This is a genomic window from Kineothrix alysoides (assembly GCF_000732725.1).
In the GTDB taxonomy this organism is placed as follows: Bacteria; Bacillota; Clostridia; order Lachnospirales; family Lachnospiraceae; genus Kineothrix; species Kineothrix alysoides.
In genome coordinates, this window is record NZ_JPNB01000002.1 from 1,921,383 (window position 1) to 1,934,598 (window position 13,216).

A 13,216-nucleotide genomic window follows, 5' to 3' on the forward strand; every position below is an offset into this window, starting at 1 on the left:
AGCTATATTTATCTACAGGTATTAATCAAAGACTTCACGGGCAGCCGCCATATTGAGCTTGTTTGATATTAGTAAAGCCGGCAACCCCGGTTAGTTGTCTTCGTGAGAATAAAAAATGGAAAGGCATGCAAAACATTATGAAAACTTATCTGGTAACAGGCGGAGCAGGCTTTATCGGCTCCAATTACATTCATTACATGTTTAAAAAATATGGGAGCGATATTAAGATTATCAATGTGGATGCGCTTACTTACGCAGGAAATCCCGAGAATCTGAAGGAAATAGAAAACAGAGACAATTACGAATTCGTCAAAGCGGATATCTGCGATAAGGAAGCAATTTCTAAGATATTTGAAACCAATGACATCGATAGAGTTGTGCACTTTGCAGCGGAAAGTCATGTGGACAGAAGTATCCGTAATCCGGAGGTGTTTGTACAGACCAATGTTCTTGGAACCGCAGTGATGCTGAACTGTGCGAAGAGTGCATGGGAACTGGGAGACGGCAGCTTTAAGCCGGATAAGAAGTTTCTGCATGTATCCACGGACGAGGTATACGGCTCCCTGGAAGAGGAAGGTGAGTATTTTTATGAGACTACGCCATACGATCCTCATAGCCCTTATTCTGCCAGCAAGGCCAGCTCAGATATGTTGGTAAAGGCATATATGGATACCTATCATTTTCCTGCGAATATAACCAATTGCTCCAATAATTACGGCCCTTATCAGTTTCCTGAGAAATTGATTCCCCTCATTATCAATAATGCACTTCAGGGGAAAAAGCTTCCGGTGTACGGAGACGGTAAGAATGTCAGAGACTGGCTGTACGTGGAAGACCATGCGAAAGCAATCGATATGGTTCAGGAAAAGGGAAGGCTTTTCGAAACCTATAATGTAGGCGGGCATAACGAGAAACAGAATATCGAAATTATCAATATTATTATAGAAACCTTGCAGGATATGCTTCCTGAGAATGATCCCAGAAAAGAGCTGATAAGCAAGGACTTGATTACTTATGTGGAAGATAGAAAAGGTCATGACAGAAGATATGCCATCGCACCGGATAAAATCAAAGCGGAAATAGGCTGGGAACCGGAGACCATGTTCAAGGAAGGTATCAGGCTGACAATCCAGTGGTTCTTTGAGAATGAGGACTGGATGAAGAATGTTACCAGCGGAGAATATCAGAAATATTATAAGGATATGTACAGCGGAAAGTAAAATGCTGTCATTCGGGTGGGAACGGTTTTAAATCGTTCCCATTTTACGTTTTCAATCCAGATATTTTGTGATATACTAAATGATAATGTAGACGACCTTGAAAGGAGAACGATTTTTATCATGAAAGGAATTATTCTTGCAGGTGGAAGCGGAACGCGCCTCTATCCATTGACAAAAGCGATTTCGAAACAGATAATGCCGGTTTATGACAAGCCGATGATATATTATCCGCTGTCAACCCTTATGCTGGCGGGGATCAGGGAGATACTGATTATATCTACTCCCAGGGATGTGCCCGTATTCGAGGAATTGTTCGGCACGGGAGAGCAGCTTGGACTCGAGATTCAATATGCGGTTCAGGAATATCCGAGAGGACTCGCGGACGCTTTTATCATCGGAGCGGATTTCATAGGAAACGACAGTGTGGCGCTGGTGCTCGGCGACAATATTTTTTATGGACAGAGCTTCTCCAGGGTGCTTCGCGAAGTTGCACAGAGAGAAAAAGGAGCGACTATTTTCGGGTATTATGTCCGCGACCCGAGGGAATATGGAGTGGTGGAGTTCGATGAGAACGGGAAAGCCCTTTCGATAGAAGAAAAGCCGGAAAAACCGAAGAGCAACTATGCGGTGCCGGGTCTGTATTTTTATGACAATGACGTAGTGGAAATAGCTAAGAACGTAAAGCCTTCCGCACGCGGTGAAATAGAGATTACGAGTATCAACAACGAATACCTGCGCCGTGGAACCCTGATGGTGGAGACTCTCGGAAGAGGCTTCGCATGGCTTGATACAGGGAATCACGATTCTCTCCTGGACGCGGCAGATTTCGTGTCGGCTTTCCAGAAAAGGCAGGGTCTGTATATCTCCTGCATCGAAGAGATTGCTTATAAGAGAGGATTTATTACGAAGGAACAGCTCCTTAAGCTGGCGGAACCATTGATGAAGACGGACTATGGAAAATACATGATAGAGGTTGCAAATGGGCTCTAGGCTGAAGAATATGACTGTTTTTCTGGTCATTATAATGTTTGTGGCGGTAATGGGAAGCGTATTATACGCAAACAAGGATTTTTTTAACAAAAGGGAAGAGCAGGAGGTATCTGCCGAGGTTCCGGAGAGCACGAAGACGCAGGAAGATGTGCAGACGGCTCAGATTGGATCGGATGAACGGTCATTTTTAACGGACGAAACTTTTTTTGACCCGGACAAAAAGCCTTATTCCTCCATAGAGAAAATGAGTGAAAAGAATCTGTCACTGCTCATGACTTCGGTGGAAAAGGATTTGCGCATTCAGGTCGTTGATAATGCGGGCAAGCTCGTGAAGGGAGAGTCCTTTTGTGCGGTCTTGAACGGTGATAAGGAATATCCGGATGAGGATCAGGACGGCGTCATTTACATCGATCATCTGCGCGCCGGTTCCTATGAAGTGACCTTGAAGGAGATGTTGGGCTATCGGGTACCGGATACGCCGGCCAGAATTGAAGTGAAGCAGAGTGTAGAATATGTGGCGATCGACGATATCAGCCTGCTCATATTTACGGAGGAGGACGTAGACCCTGCGCTGGAGGACTTGGAAGTAAACGGCGCGGAAGATGATGCGGACAATAGTGAGATAACTAAAATGCAGGCAAACAATCCCAACGCGAAAATCGGTATCGATGTTTCCAAGTGGAACAAGGAAATTGATTGGGATAAGGTGAAAAGCGAAGGCGTAGAATTCGCAATTATCCGCGTGGGTTACCGTGGAGCCACTACAGGTGCGTTAATTGAGGATCCTTATTTTAAGGCCAATATAAAAGGCGCTCTGAATGCAGGTATTCCAGTGGGAGTATACTTCTTTACACAGGCGGTAAGTACTGTGGAAGCGGTGGAAGAAGCCAGCATGGTCATAAATATGTGCAAGGATTACAATATCAGCTATCCGGTTTTCATCGATACGGAAGGCGCGGGAGGCAACGGCCGGGCGGATGGCCTGGAGCTGGAGGCGCGCACCCAAGTATGCAAAGCCTTTTGTGCTACTATGGAAAGCGCTGGATACAGGGCAGGCGTGTATGGAGCGAGGAACTGGTTTAACGAGATGTTAGACATGAGCTCGTTAAAGGACTATATCATATGGCTTGCGGAATACAGAGATGTGCCGGTATATCAAGGCTACTACCATATGTGGCAGTATACTTCCGGCGGAACCGTGGACGGAATTGAAGGTAAGGTGGACTTTAGCTTAAGCTATTTGAAAATAGAATCGCCTAAGGCGGGAGATGCTGAAAATAGCGAAGGAATAGGGGCGCAGCCTAAGGCAGGAGAGCCTCTTGACGGAGAAATTGTTGAGCCGAAAGCAATCGGTGGGACGGAGAAAGCGGACTGGTAGCAGGATGGTTACGGGCAGTCGCCAAGTGGACAGGCAAACCTGCGCGCTTGGCATGTTGCCTGCATGAGAATAGAGTAAAAGGAGCAGTTATTTAAAATGGGAAAGATAACGGTAGAGACATGTGAGATAGAAGGGCTTAAAGTAATTACGCCAGCAGTCTTCGGAGATTCCAGAGGATATTTTATGGAGACATATCATTATGAGGAGTTCAAGGAGGCCGGAATCGATCAGCTTTTTGTTCAGGACAATCAGTCGGCTTCGAAAAAGGGAGTGCTTCGGGGATTGCATTTCCAGAAGGAATTTCCTCAGGACAAGCTGGTAAGGGTAATCAGTGGAGAAGTATTCGACGTCGCAGTGGATTTGAGGGAAGGAAGCCCTACCTTTGGCAAATGGTTCGGCGTGGTTTTGTCTGCAGAGAATAGAAAACAGTTTTTTGTTCCGAAAAATTTTGCACATGGCTTTCTCGTACTGTCTGAGTTTGCGGAGTTCGCATATAAATGCGCGGATTTCTATCATCCGAACGATGAAGGAGGTCTGCTTTACAACGACCCCGATATCGGAGTGAAATGGCCGATTCCGGAAGGCATGGAGCTTATCATGTCTGAAAAGGATATGAAATGGGGCGGCATAAAGGAATATGCCCGGGAGAAATAGGACGTCGTATGGTTAAAGATACACTTAAATCAAAAATAAAAAACGTTCCAAAAAAAGCAGCGGTTGCAGTATTCTATCTGATTGCCCTTATTTTGGCAGGGATTGTTGTAATGCATCACAATCCGTTGGCAGACCAGACTACCGAGCTTATGAAAAAGATAATGGCTTGTGTGCTTATCGTGTTTACCTGCGTGATCTTCGGTATATTTTACGATAGGCTTACGGTGCTACCAAAGGAGCTGCTCCAGAACCGGAGGCTCATATGGAAGCTGGCTAAGAACGACTTTAAAAAGAGATATGCCGGGTCTTATCTCGGTATGGTATGGGCATTTGTGCAGCCGGTGGTGACTGTTGTTATGTATTGGATCGTGTTCGACAGGGTATTCGATACAAGAAGTCAGCTTGTTGCGGGCGGTATAGAGGTTCCTTATGTCTTATACTTGACGGCGGGACTGGTGCCGTGGTTTTATTTTTCGGAGGCACTGAGCAATGGAACGACAGCGCTTATGGAATATAATTACCTCGTGAAAAAGGTAGTCTTTAAAATAAGTATTTTACCTATTATCAAGGTAATTGCGGCTACCTTCATACATGCTTTTTTTGTAGTGATCTTATTGCTCATCGCCATAGGTTACGGTTATTATCCAAGCGTATATACGCTGCAGGTTTTTTATTATAGCTTCTGCGAATTCGTGCTGGTGCTCGCCATCAGCTATTCGACCTGCGCAATTGTTGTATTTTTCAGGGATTTACAGCAAATCATAGGTATCGTTCTCCAGATTGGCATGTGGGCAACACCTATTTTATGGGATATATCCATGCTGAGCGATAAGATGAAGCCTCTGTTCAAGCTCAACCCTATGGTTTATATAGTGAACGGCTACCGCAGCGCCGTGTACGAGCAAGAATGGTTTTTTGAGCATTTTTATTCCTCCACTTATTTTTGGATTTTTACGGTTACGCTGTTTTGCATCGGCTCTTTGATTTTTAAAAGGCTGAAGGTACATTTTGCGGATGTGATGTAGAAAGAAAATATGGTTACTGTTCACACAGTAGCTTAACACTTGCTGTTAAGCTACGTAGGAATATGATTCAAGAGATAATTTCTGCTTCGCGAAGAGAATTTAGATGCAGAAATCATGCGTTACTGAGAACGGAGTGGGCAGTAACAAAATATTAGCAGTGCAACGGAGAAACGGCTGAATGAAAGAGAAGAAAATAGCTATACAGACCAAGCAATTGGAAAAAGTATATCGATTATATGATAAGCCTTCGGACCGAATGAGAGAGGCCTTCGGGCTGTCGGGAAAGAAGCACTATAAAGAGCACCATGCGCTGGATAAGGTGGACATGACGGTATATCAGGGGGAGACGGTTGGAATTATCGGAACCAACGGATCGGGAAAATCCACGATTTTGAAAATTATTACGGGAGTGTTGAACCCTTCAGGAGGAGAAGTGACCGTGGATGGGCGCATATCCGCGCTTCTCGAGCTGGGTGCAGGCTTTAATATGGAATACAACGGTATAGAAAACATTTATTTGAACGGTACGATGATTGGCTTTTCGGAGAAGGAAATCGACGAGAAGATGGATGCCATATTGGATTTTGCAGATATTGGAGACTATGTGTACCAGCCGGTCAAGACGTATTCTAGCGGAATGTTCGTGCGTCTGGCCTTCGCGGTGGCAATTAATATCGAGCCGGAAATATTGATCGTGGACGAAGCTCTGTCGGTGGGTGACGTATTCTTTCAGGCAAAGTGTTATCACAAATTCGAAGAATTCAAGAAAATCGGAAAGACGATTCTTTTTGTCAGCCATGACTTGAGCAGCATTAGTAAATACTGCGACAGAGTAATATTGCTTAATAAGGGAAAAAAGCTGGGCGAAGGTTCGCCCAAGGAAATGATAGACGTCTATAAGCGGGTGCTCGTAGGGCAATATGCGATTGAAGATGAGGAAAAAGGAAACCTGCTAAATGACAACGATTTAAAAGAGGCAGCGGCAGTGAAAGCGGGAATCAATCCTGATTTGCTGGAATATGGAACGAAGGCGGCCTGTATAACGGAGTATTATATTACGGACAGCGAAGGAATTAAGACTACTGCTGTTATAAAGGGGCATGAATTCACGATTCACATGAAGGTGGAGTTTTCACAGGATGTTCCGGCACCCATTTTTGCATTTACGGTTAAAAATATAAGGGGTACCGAGATTACAGGAACGAATACGATGTTTGAGAAGACATTTTTAAAGCCGGTAAGCGCCGGAAGTGTGAAAGCGGTTACCTTCAGACAGAAGATGAGCCTCCAGGGAGGAGAATATCTATTGTCTCTGGGCGTTACCGGATATGAGAACAACGATTTCGCCGTGTATCATAGGCTGTATGATGTAATCAATGTGACAGTAATATCGGATAAGGATACGGTAGGTTATTACGATATGGACACGGAAGCTGTTGTACGTGACTGCATATAGCAACCAAGCTGGGGCAAAAGGAGAACTGATATGAATGCTTTTTCAAATACGGAGCAGATTGGAAAAATAGTTCTTGATTATAAATATTATCCGGGCGAGGACCTTTACTGTGACGGAGCGGTAGAGGATGAGCTTCTGGACATCGTTAAAAACTATTCTCCAATAGAGTATAGACGTATTATTGAGGAACGCGCTAAATGGCCGGTCCTCTATCATTTGTCCCCTCTTAGGGAAAATATTGTGGACTGGGTTCCCATGGATAAAGATGCGAAGGTTTTGGAGGTAGGAGCAGGCTGCGGTGCGATTACTGGCAGTTTGGCCAAAAAAGCGGGAAGTGTAACCTGCATCGACTTATCCAAGAAAAGAAGTATGATCAATGCCTATAGACATCAGGATTGCGATAACGTTACCATACATGTGGGGAATTTTAAGGATATAGAGCCGGAGTTGCCGAATGATTTCGATTTTATTTATTTTATCGGCGTATTCGAGTATGGTCAGAGCTATACCGGAACGGCCCGCCCCTATGAGGATTTACTTAAGATGATGCTGCGCCACTTGAAAAAGGGCGGGAGAATCATCATCGCTATTGAAAATAGACTGGGACTTAAGTATTTTGCCGGATGCAGGGAAGATCATCTGGGAACGTATTTTTCGGGAATTGAAGATTACGCACAGGGTGGCGGCGTGCGCACCTTTACGAGAGAAGGACTGGAACATATTTTTTATACCTGCGGAGTGGAAAACTATTCCTTCTATTATCCATATCCTGATTATAAATTTATGACTGCTTTGTATTCTGATAAGAGGCTTCCTCTGCCGGGAGAGCTGTCGGAGAACAACAGAAATTTTGACAGGGACAGAATGCTCCTTTTCGATGAGAAGCAGGCTTTCGATGGGATAATAAAGGACGGTATTTTTCTGTGTTTTCCAATTCTTATGTAGCGGTTATCGGAGATGATTTCGATATAAAGTATGCCAAATATTCCAACGACCGTTCGCCGGAGTATGAGATTCGTACGGAGATATGCATTGATACAGACGGGAAAAAGATAGTAAAAAAACATGCGTTATCGAATGAGGCCGTAGATCATATCAGAAGCATGGAGACTGCATATAACGACTTGATGCAAAGATTTGAAGGCGGTAAGCTGGAAGTCAATAAGTGCAGCTTATGTGAGGACGGTAAGTCGGCGCAGTTCGAATATGTGGAGGGAATAACGCTGGAGGAGATTTTGGACGGCTGTCTGGAGAGAAATCAGATTGATAAATTCCATGCGTTATTTAATGAATATCTGGAGAGGATTTCTTACCATGAGGAGATGCCGGTGGCGGATTATGATTTGATTTTTTCTAATATATTGATTACACCAGAAGAAGCGGCTGATGAGGTGACGGATAAAGCTGCAGAGGAAGTTTTTGGAGAACCGGTTGGGAATGATGTCGAGGATACGTTCAAGGAAACATCAGTAGAAGTAGCTAATGGAGTTTCCGGAGAAACAGTGGAAGAAACTTTTGTGGAAACAGTAAGTGAGGATTCATATTCAGATGAACCTAGTCTTAAGGCGATAAAGAATGGAGTTTGGACGATTATAGACTACGAGTGGACCTTCGGCAAGCCGGTCAGTTCCAAGGAAACGGCATTCCGCGCGGTATATTGCTATGTCCTTGAAAATGAAAAAAGAAATAAACTGAATTTGGATGCGGTCATAGATACTCTTGGTATTACAGAACGGGAGGCAGAGGAGTTCCGTGAGCAAGAGATGGGATTTCAAGAGTTCGTTACCGGAAAGCATAAATCTATGGCACAGATGCGTGACGCCATAGGTTATAAAATCATGGAGCCGCTAAAGTGGGTGCATAAGTTTGATGATTCCTCAAAAAAGGAGAGAATACAGATTTATGAAGATAGAGGAAAAGGGTATTGTGAGGAGGATTCCTATTTCGTAAGGGACGCTTATGAAGGGGAGAATTTGATTCGTCTGAAGCTGGAGGCGGATGGAGATGTGAATATGCTTCGTATAGATCCGGCTATGGATTATTGTGTCGTGCGGGTGAAGGAGCTGACTTTTAACGGAGAAGCGGTGGAGCTTGGTAAGAAGAATATTATTACTAATGGGAAGAGCCTGAAGGACGGGAGTTATGTGTTTGCGACGGAGGATCCGAATATAAACATAAGGCTGAGCAATTTGGATAGGATGGGGAAGAATGAAATAGTGGCAGAAATGGAAATTGTGCGCGTGCCGGAGGAAATTGCGAAGGATATGGCGGGAGCGGTGAAAAAGATTTGGTGATGGGGATGTGATTGCGAAACTCGTAGCTTCGCCAATTTTATGTACAATTTCGAGACTCTCGGAGCCTTTCTTCGGTGGTTTGGTTTCGGTTCCGTTAGCGAGCGGCTTGTGTTTTCTTAAGGAAACCTCAGTACCCAGGGAAAACGCCGCATGGATGCGGCGTTTAGGCAGCATAGGACATGGATGTCCGTTGCTGCCGGCCGGCCCGTCCGTCCCCACAATATTCACGGTTTCCTTTAGAAAACACAGCCGCGAGCGTAGGAACAGAAACCAAATCCACCGAAGAAAGGCTCTCACAGCCTCCCCAAATTGTACATAAAATTTCCACCCCCACCTGTTTCGCAATCACATCCCCATCACCAAATCTTTTCACCGCTCCCGCCATATCCTTCGCAATTTCCTCCGGCACGCGCACAATTTCCATTTCTGCCACTATTTCATTCTTCCCCATCCTATCCAAATTGCTCAGCCTTATGTTTATATTCGGATCCTCCGTCGCAAACACATAACTCCCGTCCTTCAGGCTCTTCCCATTAGTAATAATATTCTTCTTACCAAGCTCCACCGCTTCTCCGTTAAAAAGTCAGCTCCTTCACCCGCACGACACAATAATCCATAGCCGGATCTATACGAAGCATATTCACATCTCCATCCGCCTCCAGCTTCAGACGAATCAAATTCTCCCCTTCATAAGCGTCCCTTACGAAATAGGAATCCTCCTCACAATACCCTTTTCCTCTATCTTCATAAATCTGTATTCTCTCCTTTTTTGAGGAATCATCAAACTTATGCACCCACTTTAGCGGCTCCATGATTTTATAACCTATGGCGTCACGCATCTGTGCCATAGATTTATGCTTTCCGGTAACGAACTCTTGAAATCCCATCTCTTGCTCACGGAACTCCTCTGCCTCCCGTTCTGTAATACCAAGAGTATCTATGACCGCATCCAAATTCAGTTTATTTCTTTTTTCATTTTCAAGGACATAGCAATATACCGCGCGGAATGCCGTTTCCTTGGAACTGACCGGCTTGCCGAAGGTCCACTCGTAGTCTATAATCGTCCAAACTCCATTCTTTATCGCCTTAAGACTAGGTTCATCTGAATATGAATCCTCACTTACTGTTTCCACAAAAGTTTCTTCCACTGTTTCTCCGGAAACTCCATTAGCTACTTCTACTGATGTTTCCTTGAACGTATCCTCGACATCATTCCCAACCGGTTCTCCAAAAACTTCCTCTGCAGCTTTATCCGTCACCTCATCAGCCGCTTCTTCTGGTGTAATCAATATATTAGAAAAAATCAAATCATAATCCGCCACCGGCATCTCCTCATGGTAAGAAATCCTCTCCAGATATTCATTAAATAACGCATGGAATTTATCAATCTGATTTCTCTCCAGACAGCCGTCCAAAATCTCCTCCAGCGTTATTCCCTCCACATATTCGAACTGCGCCGACTTACCGTCCTCACATAAGCTGCACTTATTGACTTCCAGCTTACCGCCTTCAAATCTTTGCATCAAGTCGTTATATGCAGTCTCCATGCTTCTGATATGATCTACGGCCTCATTTCGATAACGCATGTTTTTTACTATCTTTTCCCGTCTGTATCAATGCATATCTCCGTACGAATCTCATACCTCCGGCGAACGGTCGTTGGAATATTGGCATACTTTATATCGAAATCATCTCCGATAACCGCTTACATAAGAATTGGAAAACACAGAAAAAATACCGTCCTTTATTATCCCATCGAAAGCCTGCTTCTCATCGAAAAGGAGCATTCTGTCCCTGTCAAAATTTCTGTTGTTCTCCGACAGCTCTCCCGGCAGAGGAAGCCTCTTATCAGAATACAAAGCAGTCATAAATTTATAATCAGGATATGGATAATAGAAGGAATAGTTTTCCACTCCGCAGGTATAAAAAATATGTTCCAGTCCTTCTCTCGTAAAGGTGCGCACGCCGCCACCCTGTGCGTAATCTTCAATTCCCGAAAAATACGTTCCCAGATGATCTTCCCTGCATCCGGCAAAATACTTAAGTCCCAGTCTATTTTCAATAGCGATGATGATTCTCCCGCCCTTTTTCAAGTGGCGCAGCATCATCTTAAGTAAATCCTCATAGGGGCGGGCCGTTCCGGTATAGCTCTGACCATACTCGAATACGCCGATAAAATAAATAAAATCGAAATCATTCGGCAACTCCGGCTCTATATCCTTAAAATTCCCCACATGTATGGTAACGTTATCGCAATCCTGATGTCTATAGGCATTGATCATACTTCTTTTCTTGGATAAGTCGATGCAGGTTACACTTCCCGCTTTTTTGGCCAAACTGCCAGTAATCGCACCGCAGCCTGCTCCTACCTCCAAAACCTTCGCATCTTTATCCATGGGAACCCAGTCCACAATATTTTCCCTAAGAGGGGACAAATGATAGAGGACCGGCCATTTAGCGCGTTCCTCAATAATACGTCTATACTCTATTGGAGAATAGTTTTTAACGATGTCCAGAAGCTCATCCTCTACCGCTCCGTCACAGTAAAGGTCCTCGCCCGGATAATATTTATAATCAAGAACTATTTTTCCAATCTGCTCCGTATTTGAAAAAGCATTCATATCAGTTCTCCTTTTGCCCCAGCTTGGTTGCTATATGCAGTCACGTACAACAGCTTCCGTGTCCATATCGTAATAACCTACCGTATCCTTATCCGATATTACTGTCACATTGATTACATCATACAGCCTATGATACACGGCGAAATCGTTGTTCTCATATCCGGTAACGCCCAGAGACAATAGATATTCTCCTCCCTGGAGGCTCATCTTCTGTCTGAAGGTAACCGCTTTCACACTTCCGGCGCTTACCGGCTTTAAAAATGTCTTCTCAAACATCGTATTCGTTCCTGTAATCTCGGTACCCCTTATATTTTTAACCGTAAATGCAAAATGGGTGCCGGAACATCCTGGTGAAAACTCCACCTTCATGTGAATCGTGAATTCATGCCCCTTTATAACAGCAGTAGTCTTAATCCTTCGCTGTCCGTAATATAATACTCCGTTATACAGGCCGCCTTCGTTCCATATTCCAGCAAAATCAGGATTGATTCCCGCTTTCACTGCCGCTGCCTCTTTTAAATCGTTGTCATTTAGCAGGTTCCTTTTTCCTCATCTTCAATCGCATATTGCCCTACGAGCACCCGCTTATAGACGTCTATCATTTCCTTGGGCGAACCTTCGCCCAGCTTTTTTCCCTTATTAAGCAATATTACTCTGTCGCAGTATTTACTAATGCTGCTCAAGTCATGGCTGACAAAAAGAATCGTCTTTCCGATTTTCTTGAATTCTTCGAATTGTGATAACACTTTTGCCTGAAAGAATACGTCACCCACCGACAGAGCTTCGTCCACGATCAATATTTCCGGCTCGATATTAATTGCCACCGCGAAGGCCAGACCACGAACATTCCGCTAGAATACGTCTTGACCGGCTGGTACACATAGTCTCCCAATATCTGCAAAATCCAATATGGCATCCATCTTCTCGTCGATTTCCTTCTCCGAAAAGCCAATCATCGTACCGTTCAAATAAATGTTTTCTATACCGTTGTATTCCATATTAAAGCCTGCACCCAGCTCGAGAAGCGCGGATATGCGCCCATCCACGGTCACTTCTCCTCCTGAAGGGTTCAACACTCCCGTAATAATTTTCAAAATCGTGGATTTTCCCGATCCGTTGGTTCCGATAATTCCAACCGTCTCCCCCTGATATACCGTCATGTCCACCTTATCCAGCGCATGGTGCTCTTTATAGTGCTTCTTTCCCGACAGCCCGAAGGCTCCTCTCATTCGGTCCGAAGGCTTATCATATAATCGATATACTTTTTCCAATTGCTTGGTCTGTATAGCTATTTTCTTCTCTTTCATTCAGCCGTTTCTCCGTTGCACTGCTAATATTTTGTTACTGCCCACTCCGTTCTCAGTAACGCATGATTTCTGCATCTAAATTCTCTTCGCGAAGCAGAAATTATCTCTTGAATCATATTCCTACGTAGCTTAACAGCAAGTGTTAAGCTACTGTGTGAACAGTAACCATATTTTCTTTCTACATCACATCCGCAAAATGTACCTTCAGCCTTTTAAAAATCAAAGAGCCGATGCAAAACAGCGTAACCGTAAAAATCCAAAAATAAGTGGA

The 13,216-nt window shown here is 44.2% G+C and carries 11 protein-coding genes and 1 pseudogene; 8 read left to right on the forward strand and 4 right to left on the reverse strand.

Annotation, left to right across the window (positions count from 1 at the left end):
• The first annotated feature begins 137 nt into the window (after positions 1–137).
• From rfbB to CC90_RS24710, 8 genes are all read left to right on the forward strand, one after another.
• Complete coding sequence (rfbB, locus tag CC90_RS0119765; protein WP_031392439.1) at positions 138–1,220, forward strand: dTDP-glucose 4,6-dehydratase; 1,083 nt, start codon at positions 138–140, stop codon at positions 1,218–1,220.
• A gap of 120 nt (positions 1,221–1,340) precedes the next feature.
• Positions 1,341–2,210, forward strand: a complete 870-nt coding sequence (gene rfbA / locus CC90_RS0119770; protein ID WP_031392440.1) for a glucose-1-phosphate thymidylyltransferase RfbA — start codon at positions 1,341–1,343, stop codon at positions 2,208–2,210.
• Positions 2,200–3,588, forward strand: a complete 1,389-nt coding sequence (locus CC90_RS23420) for a glycoside hydrolase family 25 protein (protein ID WP_051869812.1) — start codon at positions 2,200–2,202, stop codon at positions 3,586–3,588. Before rfbA ends, CC90_RS23420 begins: the two co-directional genes overlap by 11 nt.
• A 96-nt stretch (positions 3,589–3,684) precedes the next feature.
• Complete coding sequence (rfbC, locus tag CC90_RS0119780; protein ID WP_031392442.1) at positions 3,685–4,242, forward strand: dTDP-4-dehydrorhamnose 3,5-epimerase; 558 nt, start codon at positions 3,685–3,687, stop codon at positions 4,240–4,242.
• An 8-nt stretch (positions 4,243–4,250) separates the two neighbouring features.
• Positions 4,251–5,267 (forward strand): ABC transporter permease, encoded by a 1,017-nt coding sequence (locus tag CC90_RS0119785; protein ID WP_081906064.1) that lies wholly within the window; start codon positions 4,251–4,253, stop codon positions 5,265–5,267.
• A 178-nt stretch (positions 5,268–5,445) separates the two neighbouring features.
• Positions 5,446–6,723, forward strand: a complete 1,278-nt coding sequence (locus CC90_RS0119790) for an ABC transporter ATP-binding protein (protein ID WP_031392444.1) — start codon at positions 5,446–5,448, stop codon at positions 6,721–6,723.
• Between the two features lie 30 nt (positions 6,724–6,753).
• A complete protein-coding gene (locus CC90_RS24705; RefSeq protein WP_242843347.1) occupies positions 6,754–7,668 on the forward strand; it encodes a class I SAM-dependent methyltransferase in 915 nt (304 codons plus the stop codon).
• Entirely contained in the window at positions 7,647–9,017 is a 1,371-nt protein-coding gene (locus CC90_RS24710) for a hypothetical protein (protein ID WP_242843348.1), read from the forward strand. Before CC90_RS24705 ends, CC90_RS24710 begins: the two co-directional genes overlap by 22 nt.
• Before the next feature lie 163 nt (positions 9,018–9,180).
• Here CC90_RS24710 and CC90_RS0119800 read toward each other — a convergent pair whose 3' ends face one another.
• The 4 genes and pseudogenes from CC90_RS0119800 to CC90_RS25195 form a co-directional block, all read right to left on the reverse strand.
• The gene (locus tag CC90_RS0119800; RefSeq protein ID WP_031392445.1) at positions 9,181–9,582 is read right to left on the reverse strand and encodes a hypothetical protein; all 402 of its coding nucleotides are present in this window, start codon (positions 9,580–9,582) and stop codon (positions 9,181–9,183) included.
• A gap of 10 nt (positions 9,583–9,592) precedes the next feature.
• A complete protein-coding gene (locus CC90_RS0119805; RefSeq protein WP_031392446.1) occupies positions 9,593–10,603 on the reverse strand; it encodes a hypothetical protein in 1,011 nt (336 codons plus the stop codon).
• Between the two features lie 102 nt (positions 10,604–10,705).
• On the reverse strand, positions 10,706–11,638 hold the full coding sequence (locus tag CC90_RS0119810) for a class I SAM-dependent methyltransferase (RefSeq protein ID WP_031392447.1): 933 nt from the start codon (positions 11,636–11,638) through the stop codon (positions 10,706–10,708).
• Between the two features lie 30 nt (positions 11,639–11,668).
• Positions 11,669–12,945, reverse strand: a pseudogene (locus CC90_RS25195) (ABC transporter ATP-binding protein).
• Positions 12,946–13,216: the final 271 nt, after the last annotated feature.

Bases quoted from the DNA above. Each gene is read 5' to 3' on its own strand.
- rfbB (WP_031392439.1), top strand. From the start codon at position 138: ATGAAAACTTATCTGGTAACAGGCGGAGCAGGCTTTATCGGCTCCAAT.
- rfbA (WP_031392440.1), top strand. From the start codon at position 1,341: ATGAAAGGAATTATTCTTGCAGGTGGAAGCGGAACGCGCCTCTATCCA.
- CC90_RS23420 (WP_051869812.1), top strand. From the start codon at position 2,200: ATGGGCTCTAGGCTGAAGAATATGACTGTTTTTCTGGTCATTATAATG.
- rfbC (WP_031392442.1), top strand. From the start codon at position 3,685: ATGGGAAAGATAACGGTAGAGACATGTGAGATAGAAGGGCTTAAAGTA.
- CC90_RS0119785 (WP_081906064.1), top strand. From the start codon at position 4,251: ATGGTTAAAGATACACTTAAATCAAAAATAAAAAACGTTCCAAAAAAA.
- CC90_RS0119790 (WP_031392444.1), top strand. From the start codon at position 5,446: ATGAAAGAGAAGAAAATAGCTATACAGACCAAGCAATTGGAAAAAGTA.
- CC90_RS24705 (WP_242843347.1), top strand. From the start codon at position 6,754: ATGAATGCTTTTTCAAATACGGAGCAGATTGGAAAAATAGTTCTTGAT.
- CC90_RS0119805 (WP_031392446.1), bottom strand. From the start codon at position 10,603: ATGCGTTATCGAAATGAGGCCGTAGATCATATCAGAAGCATGGAGACT.
- CC90_RS0119810 (WP_031392447.1), bottom strand. From the start codon at position 11,638: ATGAATGCTTTTTCAAATACGGAGCAGATTGGAAAAATAGTTCTTGAT.